The organism is Agrobacterium pusense (assembly GCF_900102105.1).
Classification (GTDB): Bacteria; Pseudomonadota; Alphaproteobacteria; order Rhizobiales; family Rhizobiaceae; genus Agrobacterium; species Agrobacterium pusense.
In genome coordinates, this window is record NZ_FNBB01000002.1 from 294,083 (window position 1) to 308,860 (window position 14,778).

The 14,778-nt window shown below is 59.3% G+C and carries 16 protein-coding genes and 1 pseudogene; 8 read left to right on the plus strand and 9 right to left on the minus strand.

Features of this window, described 5'->3' with window-relative positions:
* Positions 1 to 42 precede the first annotated feature (42 nt).
* Both BLU28_RS05985 and BLU28_RS05990 read left to right on the plus strand, forming a co-directional pair.
* Positions 43 to 651, plus strand: coding sequence for a 3'-5' exonuclease (locus BLU28_RS05985; RefSeq protein WP_044459616.1), 609 nt, complete (start codon positions 43 to 45; stop codon positions 649 to 651).
* A 46-nt stretch (positions 652 to 697) separates the two neighbouring features.
* Positions 698 to 1,189 (plus strand): CreA family protein, encoded by a 492-nt coding sequence (locus tag BLU28_RS05990; RefSeq protein ID WP_004442768.1) that lies wholly within the window; start codon positions 698 to 700, stop codon positions 1,187 to 1,189.
* 36 nt (positions 1,190 to 1,225) lie between these two features.
* Here BLU28_RS05990 and BLU28_RS05995 read toward each other — a convergent pair whose 3' ends face one another.
* Complete coding sequence (locus BLU28_RS05995) at positions 1,226 to 1,693, minus strand: chemotaxis protein CheW (RefSeq protein ID WP_003522339.1); 468 nt, start codon at positions 1,691 to 1,693, stop codon at positions 1,226 to 1,228.
* A gap of 226 nt (positions 1,694 to 1,919) precedes the next feature.
* On the opposite strand from BLU28_RS05995, the gene BLU28_RS26255 reads away from it, so the two are divergent.
* The 3 genes from BLU28_RS26255 (at position 1,920) to BLU28_RS06005 (ending at position 3,787) form a co-directional block, all read left to right on the plus strand.
* Complete coding sequence (locus BLU28_RS26255) at positions 1,920 to 2,078, plus strand: hypothetical protein (RefSeq protein ID WP_168247042.1); 159 nt, start codon at positions 1,920 to 1,922, stop codon at positions 2,076 to 2,078.
* Positions 2,079 to 2,219: 141 nt separating this feature from the next.
* A complete protein-coding gene (sco, locus tag BLU28_RS06000; RefSeq protein ID WP_004442764.1) occupies positions 2,220 to 2,828 on the plus strand; it encodes a cytochrome oxidase assembly protein Sco in 609 nt (202 codons plus the stop codon).
* An 80-nt stretch (positions 2,829 to 2,908) separates the two neighbouring features.
* Complete coding sequence (locus BLU28_RS06005) at positions 2,909 to 3,787, plus strand: 50S ribosomal protein L11 methyltransferase (RefSeq protein WP_077987444.1); 879 nt, start codon at positions 2,909 to 2,911, stop codon at positions 3,785 to 3,787.
* A gap of 147 nt (positions 3,788 to 3,934) precedes the next feature.
* Here the strand turns inward: BLU28_RS06005 and BLU28_RS26260 are convergent, their stop codons facing one another.
* Positions 3,935 to 4,108, minus strand: coding sequence for a hypothetical protein (locus BLU28_RS26260; protein WP_003522343.1), 174 nt, complete (start codon positions 4,106 to 4,108; stop codon positions 3,935 to 3,937).
* Between the two features lie 293 nt (positions 4,109 to 4,401).
* Here BLU28_RS26260 and BLU28_RS06015 point away from each other — a divergent pair, with 293 nt between their 5' ends.
* On the plus strand, positions 4,402 to 6,243 hold the full coding sequence (locus tag BLU28_RS06015) for an aminopeptidase P family protein (protein WP_077987445.1): 1,842 nt from the start codon (positions 4,402 to 4,404) through the stop codon (positions 6,241 to 6,243).
* On the opposite strand, the gene BLU28_RS06020 is transcribed toward BLU28_RS06015, so the two are convergent.
* Both BLU28_RS06020 and BLU28_RS06025 read right to left on the minus strand, forming a co-directional pair.
* The gene (locus BLU28_RS06020) at positions 6,240 to 6,554 is read right to left on the minus strand and encodes an AzlD family protein (protein ID WP_004442758.1); all 315 of its coding nucleotides are present in this window, start codon (positions 6,552 to 6,554) and stop codon (positions 6,240 to 6,242) included. The genes BLU28_RS06015 and BLU28_RS06020 overlap by 4 nt on opposite strands.
* The gene (locus BLU28_RS06025; protein ID WP_022556587.1) at positions 6,551 to 7,270 is read right to left on the minus strand and encodes an AzlC family ABC transporter permease; all 720 of its coding nucleotides are present in this window, start codon (positions 7,268 to 7,270) and stop codon (positions 6,551 to 6,553) included. The genes BLU28_RS06020 and BLU28_RS06025 overlap by 4 nt, the downstream gene beginning before the upstream one ends.
* A gap of 167 nt (positions 7,271 to 7,437) precedes the next feature.
* Between BLU28_RS06025 and BLU28_RS06030 the strand changes: the two genes are divergently transcribed.
* Positions 7,438 to 7,674 carry a DUF2164 domain-containing protein gene (locus BLU28_RS06030; protein ID WP_006697775.1) on the plus strand — a complete coding sequence of 79 codons (237 nt, stop codon included), beginning with the start codon at positions 7,438 to 7,440 and terminating at the stop codon, positions 7,672 to 7,674.
* A gap of 80 nt (positions 7,675 to 7,754) precedes the next feature.
* Here BLU28_RS06030 and pncA read toward each other — a convergent pair whose 3' ends face one another.
* A complete protein-coding gene (gene pncA, locus BLU28_RS06035; protein ID WP_034498807.1) occupies positions 7,755 to 8,381 on the minus strand; it encodes a bifunctional nicotinamidase/pyrazinamidase in 627 nt (208 codons plus the stop codon).
* Positions 8,382 to 8,832: 451 nt separating this feature from the next.
* Here pncA and BLU28_RS06040 point away from each other — a divergent pair, with 451 nt between their 5' ends.
* On the plus strand, positions 8,833 to 10,119 hold the full coding sequence (locus BLU28_RS06040; RefSeq protein WP_077987446.1) for a DUF2778 domain-containing protein: 1,287 nt from the start codon (positions 8,833 to 8,835) through the stop codon (positions 10,117 to 10,119).
* Between the two features lie 12 nt (positions 10,120 to 10,131).
* On the opposite strand, the pseudogene BLU28_RS06045 reads toward BLU28_RS06040, so the two are convergent.
* The 4 genes and pseudogenes from BLU28_RS06045 to BLU28_RS06060 form a co-directional block, all read right to left on the minus strand.
* Positions 10,132 to 10,556, minus strand: a pseudogene (locus BLU28_RS06045) (DMT family transporter).
* A complete protein-coding gene (locus BLU28_RS06050; protein WP_004442751.1) occupies positions 10,553 to 11,035 on the minus strand; it encodes a DMT family transporter in 483 nt (160 codons plus the stop codon). Before BLU28_RS06050 ends, BLU28_RS06045 begins: the two are co-directional and overlap by 4 nt.
* A gap of 272 nt (positions 11,036 to 11,307) precedes the next feature.
* On the minus strand, positions 11,308 to 12,120 hold the full coding sequence (locus BLU28_RS06055) for a glycosyltransferase family 25 protein (RefSeq protein ID WP_077987447.1): 813 nt from the start codon (positions 12,118 to 12,120) through the stop codon (positions 11,308 to 11,310).
* Between the two features lie 103 nt (positions 12,121 to 12,223).
* A complete protein-coding gene (locus BLU28_RS06060) occupies positions 12,224 to 14,698 on the minus strand; it encodes an ATP-dependent helicase (protein ID WP_077987499.1) in 2,475 nt (824 codons plus the stop codon).
* Positions 14,699 to 14,778: the final 80 nt, after the last annotated feature.

A 14,778-nucleotide genomic window follows, 5' to 3' on the forward strand; every position in this document is an offset into this window, starting at 1 on the left:
GGCCGATCCGGTTTATGCCGGAAGAAACAACGGGAATCACTCTTGAAAACCATCGCCATCGACTTCGAAACCGCCAATGAAGAGCGGGGCAGCGCCTGCTCCGTCGGCCTTGCCTGGATAGAAGACGGGGCGATCGTTCGTGTCGAGGAACGGCTGATCCGGCCGAAGGACATGCGGTTTTCGCCCTTCAACATCGCCGTGCACGGCATCCGCCCTGCCGATGTCGAGGATGCGCCGGAATTTCCCGAGGTGATGGAGGAGTTCATCGACGACTTCCATGGTGCGACGATGATAGCCCACAATGCCGCCTTTGATTTCAGCGTCATGCGCGCGTCCTTCGACAAATATCGACAGTCCTATCCCGATCTTTCCTATCTGTGCAGCGTCAAGATCGCCCGGCATGTCTGGCCCAATCTGGTGTCGCACAAGCTGAATGTGATCGCTCATCACCTTCAGCTGCGTTTCGTACACCATAATGCCGCGGAAGATGCCGTTGTCTGCGCGGCCGCGTCGATTGCGGCGGCCAAGGCATTGAGTGTTGCCCATATCCACGATCTGCCGGAGAAAATCGGCATGGTGGCCGGTCGACTTACCGCCACGGGCTACCAGCCGTGCAGCATGAAAAAACGGCCTGCCGCCCGGGTTGCGTAACGGTGGCTTCCACCTATGTTTGAAGCAGCGTAACGGAGAAGATGCGATGACAAAGAAAACTCTGTCGGGCTTGTTTGCGGGCTTTCTGGTGTTGCTTCCGGTGACTGCGGCAAATTCGCAGGTGGTTGGCGAGGTCGGCGTCGACTGGATCGGCAATGATATCATGATAGAGGCGATCGCTGATCCGAAGATCAAAGGCGTGACGTGCCATGTGACCTATTTCGAGCGTGGCGTCATCGACCGGCTGAAAAACGGCAACTGGTTCGAAGACCCCTCCAACAACGCCATTTCCTGCAGCCAGACCGGGCCGGTGGAGATTGGTGACATCAATCTTTCGAAGGGCGGCGAAGAGGTATTTCGGCAGGGGATGTCGCTGGTCTGGAAGAAACTCGTCGTCAGCCGCGTCTACGACAAGGCCAATGATACGCTGATTTATCTGGTGCACGCGCGGGAACTGACCGATGGTTCCGCCAAGATGGCGATATCGACGGTGCCGCTCTATAACCAGCAGGTGACATGGGAAAAGGGCAAGCCGTAAGGCTCGCCCCCGCAATTGCCATGTCGATGCCGGGGATTACGCGGCTTCGCGCGCCAGTTCGTCGGCGATAACCGTATCGAGGTTGAGGAAGCAGACCATGCTTTTTTCCAACGCGACGATACCGCGGCAGAAGCTTCGCTGTTCTTCCGGAATGATATCGGGCGCGGGCTGCAGATCTTCGGAGCGGATGGTCATCATGTCGGAGACCTGTTCCACCAGAAGGCCGACCAGCTTGCCGCCGATATCGGTAACGATGATGGCGGAGCGCTCGGAGGGCTCGGTCATTTTCATGCCGAGGCGGCCGGCCATGTCGATGACGGGAATGACGGCGCCGCGCAGGTTGATGAGGCCGAGAACATAGGGCGGGGTGTGCGGCATCGGGGTCACCGGCGCCCAGCCGCGGATTTCGCGGATCGCCATGATATCGATGCAGAATTCCTGATCGCCCAGATGAAAGGAAACGATTTCGAGATATGCGCCGGATTGCTTGATGGCGTTGGACATGACGGCAGGTTTCCTCTGATGGCTCTCTAACAGGCCCACGCAGGATTGAGCTTTATGCGGCGGCCGGAGAATGGACCGGGAGACATCATGTCGAGGCTTGAAAAGCCGCTGGGGTCATAATGCATGGCAAGATTTTAAACTTTCCCTAACAATTCTCCATCTCGCCACGGCAAACTCCAGTATTTTACCGGTTTTCGACTGTGCGTGGACGGGCTATGATAGGAACATGAACGCGCTCGTTTCCCATCCTCTGAGGTTTATTCTGGCTGGACTTTCCGTGGTGGCTTCGCTTGCCGTCGTGCTTCTTGCGTTTGACGGTTGGGTGCGGCACGGCACCGATATTTTCCTTTCCGCCGTGCAGAGCGGTATCGCCTGGTGCCTGTGACGCCGCGCCGTCGTCGGGCTTTGTGACAAATCAGCGCGGTCGGCTCAAATACGGCCAGTTGATTTGCCGTCGCCGCCGTCCTTCGCTATCTGTCTGTCGGACGCCCGGACACGGCGCCGGCTTTCGGGGTAGGATTGGACAATGAGAAATATTCGCATCGTATTGTGGGCGGTCGTGATCGTTCTAGCCGGCGTCGTCAGCTGGCTGACGATCGAAATGACGAAGACCCGCGAGCAGATGGTGGAGACCGCCTATGGCGTGCCGTTCGAACTGACGGCTCAAACGGGTCAGCCGATTACCGAAAAAGCCTTTCAGGGCAAGCCGACAGCGCTGTTCTTCGGTTTCACCCATTGCCCGGAAGTCTGCCCGACGACCCTGTTCGAGCTGAATGGCTGGATGGAGAAGGTGGATCCGGCCGGCGACAAGCTGCAGGCCTATTTTGTTTCCGTCGATCCCGAGCGTGATACGCCTGAAATCATGCAGCAGTATGTGTCCAACGTGTCGAAGCGGATCACCGGCATTACCGGACCGGCCGACAAGATTGCCGAGACGCTGAAAGGCTATCGCATCTATGCCAAAAAAGTGCCGGTGGATGAGAAGGACCCGAATGGCGATTACACCATGGATCACACGGCATCCGTTATCCTTCTCGATGCCAATGGCCGTTTTGCGGGAACGATCGCCTATGGTGAAAATCCCGATGTTGCCGAGCAGAAGCTTCAGAACCTGCTAAAGGGCGCGAAGGTTTAATTGCGTTCGGCTTATTGGACTGAGTGCGGTTTTGTGGCAAAGGCAGATTGAACAGCCGAAGCCAGAGGAAACAGCCTGCCGTGAGCGAAATCCGACTTTACGTCACCACGACCGAAATCAAGGCCGGTGAAATTCTCGATTTGATGTCGGACTATTTCGGCGAGGAGGATGTTGCGATCGCCACGACCGAGGTGGACGAGAAGCGTGACATCTGGGAAGCCTCTGTCTATTTGATGGCGGAGCAGGAAGAGGAATTTCGCGAGCGCATCAGTACGCTGCTTGCGCCGGCCTTTCCGGGCCTTGTCATCGAGAAGGAGATTGTTCCTGATGTCGACTGGATCGCCAAATCGCTTGAAGGTTTGAAGCCTGTCCGGGCAGGGCGTTTCATTGTTCACGGCGCTCATGATCGCGACAAGGTGCGGCCGAACGATCTGGCCATCGAAATCGAGGCGGGACAGGCTTTCGGCACCGGCCATCATGGCACGACGGCGGGGTGCCTCGAAATGATCGAAGAGGTTCTGCGCGCGCGGCCCGTGCGCAACGCACTCGATCTCGGCACTGGCAGCGGCGTTCTGGCCATCGCCGTGCGCAAGATGCGTCCTATTCCCGTGCTTGCGACGGACATCGATCCCGTCGCTGTGAGGGTGGCGAAGGAAAATGTCCGGCTTAACGGCATTGTTTCGGGCATGGTGCTGGAGACGGCGCCGGGTTTTCACTCGGACGCCTTCCGCAAGCATGGCCCGTTCGATCTCATCATCGCCAATATTCTCGCGCGGCCACTCATCAAGATGGCGCCGCAGCTCGTCACGCATCTGGCACCCGGCGGCACTGTCATCCTGTCGGGCATTCTGGCGTCACAGCGCTGGAAGGTGCTTTCCGCCTATAATGGCGCAAGGCTTTCCCATGTCCGCACCATCTGGCGCAATGCCTGGGTGACGCTGCATCTTCGCAAGGACTGAAGCTCTCGCAACATTTATTGCGGACAAAAGAAAAAGGCGGCGCTTTCGCGCCGCCTGAAAACCCGCGAGCCTGGGAGGAGCTCGCTCAAGCGGGTAGACGTATTCCTGTCCGGACGCGGGTAGGGAGGAATGTCGCGCCGGATAAAATCAGAATACGTAGCTGGACTTTGCCTTGCGACGCAGATCGGCGCGGTTCATACCGAGCGCTTCGAGCGACTTGTCGTCGAGGTTCAGAAGGGCGGCGTTGACATGACGGCTGACCTGACGCTCGCGTGCTTCAACGACGCGATCGAAGGCGGTGCGGAGGAAAGATTTTGCCATTGCTTCAAATCCTTGTTTGCCAGAAGAGTGTCTCTCTCGCTGTGTTGATCCTGATATAAGCGATGTGTTTTTGTTTGGTTAGAGGGTATATATCAGGGTAGGAATGCATTTTTTGCATATCACTAAGCCTTCAGTATTACTTATTCCGCAAAATATGCCCAATTTATCACCGCAATCCCGGGCATCACTTATGTCTTGAAACCGGCTTTGTCCGCGTGGCATTGTCGTTGCGCGCCAACGATTTGATGGTGCCGACAAACAGCTTTCTCCATGACAGTTCCCGAAAGATGCCTATGTTCCAGACCTTCGAAAACAAATCCGCGCCGCAATTCGGCAAGGCTCGCGTCGAGGCGCTGCGCGCCGGTTTCGATGCCCTCGGTATCGATGGGTTTCTGGTGCCGCGTGCCGATGAATATCAGGGAGAATATGTGCCTGAGTGCGCGGAGCGCCTCTCATGGTTGACCGGATTTACCGGTTCCGCCGGCATTGCACTGGTAACGCGGAAGGAAGCGGTGGTATTCGTCGATGGGCGCTATACGACGCAGCTAAGCTCGCAGGTTGACCAGACACTGTTCACTGGTGGTGATCTGGTCGGTGCGCCACCCTCCGTCTGGCTGGCCGAACATGCTCCAAAGGGTTTCCGGCTTGGTATCGATCCGTGGCTGCACACCGGCGCCGAATTGAAGCGGCTGGAAAAGGCGATCGCCGGCAAGGGCGGTTCAATCGTTCTTCTGGAAAAGAACCCGCTCGATGCGCTGTGGCAGGATCGTCCCTCCGAACCGCTGGAGCCCGTCGTCATCCAGCCAGAGGCATTTACCGGCAAGCTGGCGAAGGAGAAGATTGCCTCACTGGCGGAAACCGTTTCCGCAAAGGGGGCGGATGCACTGCTGGTGACCGATCCTTCGTCCATCGCCTGGATTTTCAATGTTCGCGGCAACGACGTGCCGCATACACCGCACCCGCTCGCCCGCGCGATCATTTATGCAGATGGCAGGGCCGATATTTTTCTCGACAAGCGCAAGACCGGCATCGAGGCCGAGGCCTATCTGGCGCAGCTCGCGACACAGTTGCCGCCGTCGAAGATCGCGGATCGCCTGCACGCCATTGCCAGCGCCAAGGGCCGGGTGATGGTGGATGCCGATCTGACGCCAGTGGCGCTGACCGGCGCAATTACCGCAGCGGGCGGCTCCCTGATCGAGGAAGCCGATCCAGTCCGTCTGCCCCGCGCGCGCAAGAACAGAGCTGAGCTTGCCGGTTCCGCCGCCGCCCATGTGCAGGATGGGGCGGCCATGGTCGAATATCTCTGCTGGCTGGATCGCCAGCAGCCCGGCACGGTGACGGAAATCGACGCCGTCAAGGCGCTGGAGGCGGCTCGCGTCAAGGTGGGGCAGGGGCTGCAAAACCCGCTCAAGGATGTCTCTTTCGACACGATTTCCGGGGCCGGCGCACATGCCGCCATCATCCATTACCGCGTTACGACAGATACGGATCGCACACTTGCCGATGGTGAGATGTTCCTCGTCGATTCCGGTGCGCAATATGTCAACGGCACCACGGACATCACCCGCACCGTTGCCGTCGGCAGCGTTCCGGAGGAGCAGAAGCGCTTCTTCACGCTGGTCCTGAAGGGCATGATCGGCATAAGCACCGCACGGTTTCCAAAGGGAACGCGCGGTTGCGATCTCGATCCGCTGGCGCGCATCGCTCTCTGGAAAGCTGGCGCGGATTATGCCCACGGCACCGGCCACGGTGTCGGTTCCTATCTTTCGGTGCATGAGGGGCCGCAGCGCATTTCGCGGCTGTCGACACAGGAGCTTTTGCCCGGCATGATCCTGTCGAACGAGCCGGGTTATTATCGTCCCGGTGCCTTCGGCATCCGTATCGAAAACCTTATCTATGTGCGCGAGGCGGAGGAGGTGGCCGGAGGCGACCAGCCGATGTTCTCTTTCGAGACGCTGACATGGTGCCCCATTGACCGAAGGCTGGTGGTCGCCGCACTTTTAACTGACGAGGAGCTCAACTGGCTAAATGCCTACCACGCAGGCGTGCTGGAGAAGCTTTCTCCCCTGATAACCGACGAAGAAGTCAAGGCGTGGCTCGTTGCGGCGACCAAGCCATTGGAGCGGGTTGCTTAAAGCAGCCCGAAATGCCGGATGGCGATGACGATGGCCCAGCCGATGGCGAGCATCGTCAGGCCGGGAAAGCGCAGGCAGACCAGAAGGGCGCCCACCATGCCGATCTTCACCTCGTATCCGCCTTCAAAAAAGGCGGGTGCGACGAGTGTGGTGAGAACCGCCACGGGAACGGCGTTCAGGCCCGCCTCCATCCGCGGCGGGATGGATTTCATCCGCGTCATCAACACATAACCGCCGATGCGGGTGAGATAGGTGGCGATGGCGGCGAGTGCGATCAGGAAAATCGTATCTGCGTGCAGAACGTTACTCATGGCGTTTCCACCCCATTCTCAGAATTCGTCGCGCCATTCGGTTTCGGCGGATAGAGGACCGCGACGAGAATTCCGGCGACGGCGCCGAGACTGACATGCCACGGCGAACCGACGATGTGATAGGCAACCGTTGCGCCGACTGCACTTGCCAGCATGACAGGGTAGAAATTTTCTCGCTGACGGAAGCTCAGCACCATGCCCATGAAGTAGATCGGGAGCAGGACATCGAGACCGATGGCTTTCGGGTCGCCGATCATATTGCCGAGCGATGCGCCGAGAATGGTCATGGCCAGCCACAGCACATAAACGGGTGCCGCAAAGCCCATGTACCAGGAAAAGCCCACCGTGCCGGAATTTTCGTATTTCCTCACCGATTCGGCGAATTGCGGATCCACCAGCACGAAGAAACCCGCGGCCTTCTGCAGGAATGACCAGTTCGAGATCATTCGGGCGATGGCGGCGGAATAGAGGATATGGCGGAAATTGACGGCGAACACGGAAAGAACGATCAGCCAGGGGGCAACCTTCTGGCCGAACAGTTCGATACCGACGAGCTGGCTTGCGCCGGCGTAGACGGTGCCGCTCATGATCGTGGCTTCGGTGACGCTCAGCCCGTTATCGACCGCGACCGCGCCGAACAGCGCACCGAAAGGGGCGGCGGAGAGGGCGATCGGGAAACCGCCCTTCAATCCCTCGCGAAAATCTTTATTGAACATCTCTGGAACTCCTTGCCGCCGCTCTATCGCCGTCCCGTCCGACTGGCAAACGAATTGCATGAATGGATCGATTGATTAACTTGAAGCTTCCGTTACGGTATGGTGCCGGGCGGGCGGTCTCATCGCCCTCTTCCGGCGCCGCTGAACAATCTGACCATGGAAGATCGATGCTGGAGAAGCAGGAGAAGGCCGCGTTGGCCGCACGTGTCCGGGACTATCTTGCCCGGGAAGCCGAAGCTGAAATCGGCCTTCTGCAGGCGGAAATCTTCGTGGATTTTCTGGCGGAGGAATTGGGATATGTGTTCTACAATCAGGGGCTTCGCGATGCGCAGGCGGCGATCCTGAGACGTCTTGAGGACGCGGCGGGGGATATAGACGTGCTGGAAAAACCGAAGCCGCGCTGATGCACCCACCGCGCAGAGGCCTATCAAAAGGGCTCCTGTGGCGAGCACGGCAATCGGTAAAGTGGTAGGCACAGCTCCCTTTAATCGCGCAAGATGTCGCGGCTTTTAAGAATGATTGCGCCTTTTTCACGCATCGTCGCAATCGCGGCCTTTATACCCTGCGGGTCGATGCCGCGGCTCGCATCTTCGATGAAGCGGACCTTGACGCCGGGCAGCATGTCCAGCGCATCGAGCACCGAAAAACTGACGCAATAATCGGTGGCGAGGCCACAGACATCGAGTTGCGTCACGCCCTGTCGGGTCAGATAATCGGAAAGCCCCGTCGTCGCGCCCTGGTCATTGTCGCGAAAGGCGGAATAGCTGTCGACAGCGGGGTTTTCGCCTTTCTGCTGAATGTAGTCGAAAGCTTCCGTCTTCAGATCCGGGTGGAATTCCGCATCCGCCGTGCCCTGCACGCAATGGTCGGGCCACATCATCTGCGGTTTGCCGGAGAGTTCGCCCATGTCGAAGGGTTTCTTGCCGGGATGCTGCGAGGCGAAACTGCCGTGGTTTTCCGGGTGCCAGTCCTGCGAGGCGACGATGAGGTCGTAGCCGCCATTGTCGATCAGGGCATTGGCAGTGGGCACGACCTTGTCTCCATCGGCAACGGCCAGATTGCCGCCCGGGCAGAAACCGTTCTGAATATCGATGAGCAGCAACGCCTTCATGATGGCCTCCCTTTTCCGGGCAGGATGCCAAGCTGCTCCTGGGGGATCAAGCCTTTTTCCGCCTGCCCGGCATGTGCTGTGGTGGGGAGCAGCGACCTTTCATGTCGCACTCCTGCCGCATTTCCAGCAAATTTCCGGCAAAGTCGGAAATTACCTGACAATACGGCGGAAATTTTTCAAGGCCAATGACGCCATTAGGGCGCTTCCCCGGGACCACGCGGTGCACAGGCATCCGGTATCCGCGTAAGTCATTGTTTTGCCTTAGCGCCACAATGCGCAGACCTTAACGAAATATTTTTGCAGGGACTCGTAAACACTTTGGTTACCATAATTCGTCATGCTTCGAACCAGTCAGTTCCGAAAGCGGCCCGGTGTTCGCCCGTTCTTCGGATGTCCCAAAATCCCTCCGGCGTCGGCCGGGTATGCGTGAACGGTTCGAGTAACGAGTATCATGGCGTTTTCTGCTGCGGCCTATAACGGCGCCGGTCTTGCCGGTTCGCATTCCCTCAAGAGAGGCAAATCCTTTTCGTTCGGGCGAATGTCGGCGCTTCTTGGTGGCGGTGCCTTTGCCGGCATTTTTGCCTTTGCCGCTTTCGCTTCGCTGCACGGCATGGCCGCCGCCTCGCATGGCGTCGGACAATTTGAAAAGACCCTTGTGGCAAGGCTGGATACCGCCGAGGCGGCGATTGCCCGCACGGCGGCGCGTGATATTCACGTCCGCAAGTTTTCCCGCCTGAGCGACCACAGTCACGGCCAGCAGAAGGCCGTCCGCCTTGCCGGCATCATGCCGGAGATCGGCGCGAAAGAATTCGGCGAACGATTCGGCGCGGCGGCAAACGCCAAAGGACAGGCGACCGTCAAGGAACTTGCCGCGCTTCAGCCTTCCGCAATCGTCGATTCGGCGCTTGGACGCACCTCCGAGGTTGCCTATCAGAGCGCCGTTCCGCAGCATCCGGCATTCGAAGTGGCGCTGGCCCGACCGCAGGTCGAGGAAGAGGCAAGCAGTCTGCTTCCCGACGACGTGCCGCTGCCGAGCTTCAGACCTGATGTCGCGACAGCTCAAACGGTCGAGCCGTCACCGCGTCCTGCGGCAACTGCCAAGGCGGATGAGCGCGTTCCCGCTGTCGCCTCTGCGTCTGCTTTCGATGCGCCGGTTCCGCTGCGGGCGCCGCAGGCGCCAAAACAGAGCACCGGCGCCATGCTGGCCTTCGCGAAACCGGATAATCCGATGCGTGAGCCAAGCAAGATGGATGCGGTTCCGTGGCCTGACCGTGGCAATGGCACGGCGATCTACGATATCTCTTCCGGCGTGGTGCACATGCCGAATGGCGAGAAACTGGAAGCGCATTCCGGTATCGGCAAGATGCGCGACAATCCCGATTATGTTCACGTCAAGATGCGCGGGTCCACACCGCCTTCAAGCTACAAGCTGACAATGCGCGAGGCGCGCTTCCACGGCGTTGAAGCCATTCGCCTGACGCCGGAAAACGGTGTCAATCCGCACGGCCGCGACGGGCTTCTTGCTCATACATACATGCTGGCGAAACGCGGCGAATCCAATGGCTGCGTTGTGTTCCGCGACTATTCCCGCTTCCTCGCGGCCTTCAAGCGCGGTGAGGTCAAGCGCATGGTGGTCGTGCCGAAGCTGAACGGCAACCGCCCGACGCTCGCGAGCAGCGGTGGTAAAAGCGGCGGCAAGACGCTGCTCGGCATGTTCTCGCGCGGCAGCGACTCGTGACTGCGCGAATATTTAACGGCTGCGCCGCTGCGTCAGCACCATGCCGGCAGAATGAGCAGGATGCCGAGAGCGCTGGCCCAGATTTTCGGCGGATGATCGCTGAAAAGATCGAGCATCACACCTGAGACCATCTGGCCGCTTATGACCAGAAGCGCGGTGTTGACCGCGCCGATGCGGGGGATGAGCCAGCTTCCCGAAGCGATGAAGACGACGCCGATGGGGCCGCCGATAAAGGCAAGCCAAGGTGCATCGGCCGCACCCGGTGGAATGAGGCCGCCGACAACGAGTCCGATCACGGTCAGCACGGCAAAACCGACGATGTGATTCCAGAAAGACGCGATGAGCGGCGAGTTTGACAGGCTGAGTCGGCCGTTGATCTGGCGGCTCAGCGCCACGAAGACGCCGCCGGTAAAGGCCATGGCGATCCAGACGATCATGCCGTTCTCCCGACAAGGATGATGAGTGCGCTGCCGCACAGAATGAGCGCCACTGCCGCCATGTCCCGAAGGTCCGGCTTTCTTCTGGGCAGTCCGAACAGACCGAAAATATCAGCCAGAAGGCTGAAGATGACCTGTCCACCAAGTCCGAGCGCAATGGTTCCCGAAAGCGCCAGCGGTGAATTGACGGCGGTGGAGGTGAGGATGACGATCGCGGCACCCACAACGCCGCCGCAATAGGCCCAGAGCGGCGCTTTCGGTTTTGCCGGGGCCGAAAGGTCTTTCTTCGAACGCATGATAGCCAGATAGACCAGCGCCGCCACCGTGCCGGTGCCGTGCGCCGTCCAGGAAGAAAACAGCGCGTTGCCGTAATGGGCGAGCTGTCCGTTGAAATGCACCATCAGCGTCAAAAGACAACCGCTGGCGAAGGCGGCGGCGAGATGCAGCGGATTCAGGCGTGGATGCGTCGTGTCTGTCATGTCGGATCGGAAAAGCTGAAGATGGATACGAGCTTTAGCCCATCTGCGCCTGAATCGGAATCGAATTGCGAGAGCTGGCGGATTTGGACGAGATTATCCTGAGCGTTGCGGAACAAGCGATGTGGCTACGCATTATTGCAGCATGAAGAAAACGACACGCAAACCGTTGAACCGGATGACGATTTTCGTCGTCTCGATTTTTATTGTCGGAGCCGTTGTGGCGGCAATTTATCTCATCGGCTTCACGCCCGGCGAAGTGTAAGACGGAGCGATCAATGACCGGCTGGGGCGGCGTCGCCCTTGCCGCGTTCCATTGCAACGCGTGCCCTGGCGACCGCGAAGCGAATACCGCGCAGCAGGAACCGGCTGGTTTCCAGATAGGCCCGATAGGGCAGGACAGTAAAATACCGCCAGCGCGGCAGGCGGTAAATGCGCAGATTGTTCTGGATCTGGCTTTCACCATCCGCATCCTGTGTGGCGCAGAGCGGATAGATGAAGGCGGCCTTCAGGCCGGAGAGATATTCAAGATCGAAGGCGATATCGTAGGCGAGCCGCATCGGGATGAGCTTCGATATCCATTGTCCGGCACGACGGTTGACGAGATAGGCGCCTGAGCCTTTCTCGCGTGTCAGCGCAATGGCGAGCGAGCGACCGTTCGAGAGCGGACGGAACGGAAATTTCCGCCCATTGCTGACCGTCGTGAGACGCAGCAAGTCCCAGTCTGAGCCATTCAGCGCCGCCTCATCAATCGCATTGAGAAAATCATCATCGAAGATCACGTCATCCTCGAGGATGAGCGAGATATCGGCATCGCCTTCCATGAATTTTCGGGCGCAGGCGACATGGCTGAGATAGCAACCGATTTCCGGAGGTGACGTGCGGCGGCCATGCATCAGCATATAGGAAATTTCGCTGAATTCCGGGATTGGATAATTCAGCTCCCTGCCATTGACGCCTGGGATGCGCTCCGCCTTGAGACCCATGGCATCAAGGCGCGCGGTCATATCCGCGAGGCGCTTGGTGGCGCCGTCCATGTTGATCAGGAAAACCGCAAGCTTGCGCTGGCTTTTCGGCAATATATGCAAAGCAGTCCTCACCCGGTTCTCACATCCTATTGCAACTCCTTTATTGCAATGGCGTGACGTGGGCTATGGGAAAAGCGGCCTTCAGGCACTCATAGTTGTTGAATCAAACCTTTTCCACAAATCCATCCAGCACGCGCTTCTGGCCGGCGCGGTCGAAGTCGATGGTGAGCTTGTTCCCCTCGATGGCAGCGATATTGCCGTTGCCGAACTTGATGTGGAAGACGCGGTCGCCGACGAAGAATTTTGACGGCGTGTCGGCCACGGATTTGGCCACCAGTTCCCCATCGATGGTGCGGGTGCGCGGGCCGCTTTCGCCATAGCCAATACGTTCCACCGCATGGCCGGAGCGCGTGCCCCAGTTGTCGCGGGTGGCATCGCTACGGTTCTGCTGCGCACGCTTCCAGCCCGGGGTGGAATAGGTGTTGGCAAAGGGATCTGCCTTGTCGAAACGCGATTGTCCGTAGCCACCACGCCCGCCATAACCGCCGTAATTGCTGTCGGATGCTGCGACATCGACATGGGCGGGCGGCAGTTCATCCAGGAAGCGCGAGGGCAGGGTGGATTGCCACAGCCCGTGAATGCGCCGGTTCGAGACGAACCAGATATGGCAGAGTTTCTTAGCACGCGTAATGCCGACATAGGCAAGACGACGTTCTTCCTCCAGACCGGAGCGGCCGCCTTCATCCAGCGCCCGCTGGTGCGGAAACAGGCCTTCCTCCCAGCCGGGCAGGAAGACGGTGTCGAATTCCAGACCCTTGGCGGAATGCAGCGTCATGATGGAGACGGCATCGAGATTTTCGTTCTGCTCGGCATCCATGACGAGGGCGACATGCTCGAGGAAACCGCGCATGCTTTCAAAGGCTTCCATCGAGCGGATGAGTTCCTTCAGGTTCTCAAGGCGTCCGGGCGCTTCGGCCGTCTTGTCGGCCTGCCACATGGCGGTGTAGCCGCTTTCGTCGAGAATCTGCTCGGCAAGCGTGGTGTGCTCGGTGTTTTCGAGCAGACCCTGCCAGCGGCGGAAATCCTGCACCACATCGAACAGCGCCTTGCGCGCCTTCGGTTTCAGCTCGTCGGTTTCGATGATGTCGGCCGCTGCCGCCAGCATCGGAATGTCGCGGGCACGCGCATAGTCGTGCAGGTTGCGGATCGTCGTATCGCCAAGGCCGCGCTTGGGCGTATTGACGATCCGCTCGAAGGCGAGATCGTCGGCCGGCTGGCAGACGAGGCGGAAATAGGCCATGGCATCGCGGATTTCGAGGCGCTCATAAAAGCGTGGGCCGCCGATGACGCGGTAATTGAGGCCGAGCGTGACAAAACGGTCTTCGAATTCGCGCATCTGGAAGGAGGCGCGGACGAGGATCGCCATGTCGTTCAGCAGGTGACCCTTGCGCTGAAGCTGCTCGATCTCTTCGCCGACTGCGCGGGCTTCCTCCTCGGAATCCCAGGCAGCATGCACCACGACCTTTTCGTCGTCAGGGCTGCTGCGTTCGGTAAACAGCGTCTTGCCGAGGCGTCCCTCATTATGCGCGATAAGGTGGCCGGCCGCGCCGAGAATATGCTCGGTGGAGCGGTAATTGCGTTCGAGCTTGATGACCTTGGCGCCGGGGAAATCCTTGTCGAAGCGCAGGATGTTGTCCACTTCCGCGCCGCGCCAGCCATAGATCGACTGGTCGTCGTCACCCACACAGCAGACGTTTTGCGGCTCGCCCTTGGCGCGCTGCGCAAGCAGCCGCAGCCACATATATTGCGCCGTGTTGGTGTCCTGATATTCGTCCACCAGAATGTAACGGAACTTCTGGTGATACTCCTTCAGAATATCGGCGTGGCGGCGGAAGATGCTGATCGGGTGCATCAGAAGATCGCCGAAATCGCAGGCATTCAGCGTTTTCAGCCGGTTCTGATAGGCGGTATAGAGCTCGCGGCCCTTGCCATTGGCGAAGGCGCGGCTGTCTCCTTCAGGAATATCCGGCGGCGTCAGGCCCTTGTTCTTCCAGCCGTCGATCATGCCGGCGAACTGTTTGGCCGGCCAGCGCTTGTCATCGAGACCTTCGGCCTGGATGAGCTGCTTGATCAGCCGCACCACGTCATCCGTATCGAGAATGGTGAAATCCGACTTCAGGCCGACGAGTTCGGCGTGACGACGCAACAGCTTGACGCCGATGGAGTGGAACGTGCCGAGCCAGGGCATGCCCTCGACCGCGCCGCCGACGAGAACGCCGATGCGTTCCTTCATCTCGCGGGCGGCCTTGTTGGTGAAGGTCACGGCAAGGATCTGGCTGGGATAGGCCCGGCCCGTTGCGAGAATATGGGCAATGCGGGTTGTCAGAACACGGGTCTTGCCGGTGCCGGCGCCGGCGAGGACGAGAACCGGCCCGTCCAGCGTTTCCACGGCATCGCGCTGTTCCGGGTTGAGGCCGGAAAGATAATCGGGTGCGGCACGCGTTTGATCGCGCGCAGCCATGGCGCGGGCGGCAATGCCAAGCCCGCCGCCGTTTTCCGAAGGGGCATTGTTCGTCGCCCTGCGCGGCGCCACGGGTTCCTCATCGAAGAACGGCATATCGTCAAAACTGTTGCTCATGCGGCCCAATGTAGTGATTCGGGATATAAAGGCCAGAACCGTGTTCTGCTTTTATTCCGGTATCGCTGCTCAAAATGCCT

Excerpts from the sequence above, each read along its gene's own strand:
- BLU28_RS26260 (WP_003522343.1), bottom strand. The coding sequence starts at position 4,108 with ATGGCAAAATCTTTCCTCCGCACCGCCTTCGATCGCGTCGTTGAAGCA.
- BLU28_RS06060 (WP_077987499.1), bottom strand. The coding sequence starts at position 14,698 with ATGAGCAACAGTTTTGACGATATGCCGTTCTTCGATGAGGAACCCGTG.
- BLU28_RS06020 (WP_004442758.1), bottom strand. The coding sequence starts at position 6,554 with ATGAGTAACGTTCTGCACGCAGATACGATTTTCCTGATCGCACTCGCC.
- BLU28_RS06050 (WP_004442751.1), bottom strand. The coding sequence starts at position 11,035 with ATGACAGACACGACGCATCCACGCCTGAATCCGCTGCATCTCGCCGCC.
- BLU28_RS06030 (WP_006697775.1), top strand. The coding sequence starts at position 7,438 with ATGCTGGAGAAGCAGGAGAAGGCCGCGTTGGCCGCACGTGTCCGGGAC.
- BLU28_RS06015 (WP_077987445.1), top strand. The coding sequence starts at position 4,402 with ATGTTCCAGACCTTCGAAAACAAATCCGCGCCGCAATTCGGCAAGGCT.
- BLU28_RS06040 (WP_077987446.1), top strand. The coding sequence starts at position 8,833 with ATGGCGTTTTCTGCTGCGGCCTATAACGGCGCCGGTCTTGCCGGTTCG.
- pncA (WP_034498807.1), bottom strand. The coding sequence starts at position 8,381 with ATGAAGGCGTTGCTGCTCATCGATATTCAGAACGGTTTCTGCCCGGGC.
- BLU28_RS05995 (WP_003522339.1), bottom strand. The coding sequence starts at position 1,693 with ATGTCCAACGCCATCAAGCAATCCGGCGCATATCTCGAAATCGTTTCC.
- BLU28_RS26255 (WP_168247042.1), top strand. The coding sequence starts at position 1,920 with ATGAACGCGCTCGTTTCCCATCCTCTGAGGTTTATTCTGGCTGGACTT.
- BLU28_RS05990 (WP_004442768.1), top strand. The coding sequence starts at position 698 with ATGACAAAGAAAACTCTGTCGGGCTTGTTTGCGGGCTTTCTGGTGTTG.
- sco (WP_004442764.1), top strand. The coding sequence starts at position 2,220 with ATGAGAAATATTCGCATCGTATTGTGGGCGGTCGTGATCGTTCTAGCC.
- BLU28_RS06025 (WP_022556587.1), bottom strand. The coding sequence starts at position 7,270 with ATGTTCAATAAAGATTTTCGCGAGGGATTGAAGGGCGGTTTCCCGATC.